This is a genomic window from Mitsuaria sp. WAJ17 (genome assembly GCF_014174515.1).
Lineage (GTDB): Bacteria > Pseudomonadota > Gammaproteobacteria > Burkholderiales > Burkholderiaceae_C > Roseateles_B.
This window is the reverse complement of sequence record NZ_JACJUG010000087.1, coordinates 1-1,214: the sequence shown is the minus strand read 5'-3', so window position 1 is coordinate 1,214 and position 1,214 is coordinate 1. Positions and strand designations below refer to the sequence as shown.

Here is a 1,214-nt window from a genome sequence, read left to right as displayed (position 1 = left end):
TGTATTGACCCAGCAGAACCTGCTCAGGTCATGCCGCTAATGCAAACGCCTCAGCGGGAGTCCTCATGTTCAGCGCCTGATGCGGGCGCCGGTGGTTGTAGAAGTGGATCCAGTCCCCGATGAGGCGACTGGCATGCTGCAGCGACTCGAAGCGGTGCCGGTGCACGCATTGCTCCTTGAGCGTGCGGATCACCCGCTCGACCAGGCCGTTCTGCTCCGGGCTGTGCGGCGTGATGAACTCCTGGCGCAGCCCGTAGCTTCGGACCAGCGCCGTGAAGCTGCGGCTGGTGAAGACCAAGCCATTGTCCGAGCGCAGCAGGAACGGCTCTGGCACGCGGCCCAGCGTGCCGAAGCGCGCGATCAGTGCTTGCTCCAGCGCCGATTCGGCGGTCTTGGACTTCCCACTGCGCGACAGGTGCCAGCCCAGCAGTTCGCGGCTGTGGCAGTCGATGACCAGCGCCATCGTCGTCCAACCGTCGCGTCCCGCCCAGACCCGGCACATGTCCGTGGCCCAGCGCTCGTTGGGCGCCTTGGCCACCGAGGGCAGCGACTGAATCCGAGGCCTGAACCCCACCGGGCGCTTGCGCACCTGCCAGCCCCGGAGCTGGAAGATGCGCTGCACCGTGTTCTTGTTGAAGCCCAGCAGGTGCGCCACCGTCCGATACCCGAAGGACGGGTTCTCCTCGATCATGGCCTTGATGGGGGCCACGAAGCGTTCCTGCAGCGTCGGCGTGGACTTCACTGGCCGGTAGTACACGCTGCGCCTGGGGACATCGAACCAACGGCAGAGTTTGCTGATCGAGACGGTGATGCCGTCGGCTTGCAGTCCCTGACGGATCGTCTCGATCACTTCTCGTCCTCGCCCAACAGGGACTGCAATTTTTTTCTTGCGCGCAGCTCCAGCATCGCTTCGCCGTAGGCCTCCTGGAGCTCCTTGAGCTGGCGCTCGTACTGCTCGCGCACGTCCTGCGGGTTGGCCTTCAGCGCGTTCTCCATGCCCCGGCGGCCGTCCTCCATCCAGCTTTCGATCTCCGAGGGCGGTAGGTCATAGGTCCTGCTGGCCTCCGACACGCTGGTCTTGCCCTGGATGATCTCCAGGACCAATGCCGTCTTGCGCTTCGCGGTCCAGCGCTTGATCTCTTCGTCCATCAACGTACTCATGGTGTCTTCCTCTCTAAGGTAACACCTGAGCAGGTTTTCACTGGGTCAATACA

Annotated in this window: 2 protein-coding genes; both read right to left on the bottom strand. The window is 63.7% G+C overall.

What is annotated here, in order from left to right; all coding sequences use genetic code 11:
• Positions 1 to 28 precede the first annotated feature (28 nt).
• The gene (locus H5407_RS23475) at positions 29 to 850 is read right to left on the bottom strand and encodes an IS3 family transposase (RefSeq protein WP_183106905.1); all 822 of its coding nucleotides are present in this window, start codon (positions 848 to 850) and stop codon (positions 29 to 31) included.
• Positions 847 to 1,161 carry a DUF1153 domain-containing protein gene (locus H5407_RS23470; protein ID WP_183106904.1) on the bottom strand — a complete coding sequence of 105 codons (315 nt, stop codon included), beginning with the start codon at positions 1,159 to 1,161 and terminating at the stop codon, positions 847 to 849. Before H5407_RS23470 ends, H5407_RS23475 begins: the two co-directional genes overlap by 4 nt.
• Positions 1,162 to 1,214 lie beyond the last annotated feature (53 nt).

What these genes read in the sequence shown, in the direction of transcription:
- H5407_RS23470 (WP_183106904.1), bottom strand. Translation starts at nt 1,161, where the DNA reads ATGAGTACGTTGATGGACGAAGAGATCAAGCGCTGGACCGCGAAGCGC.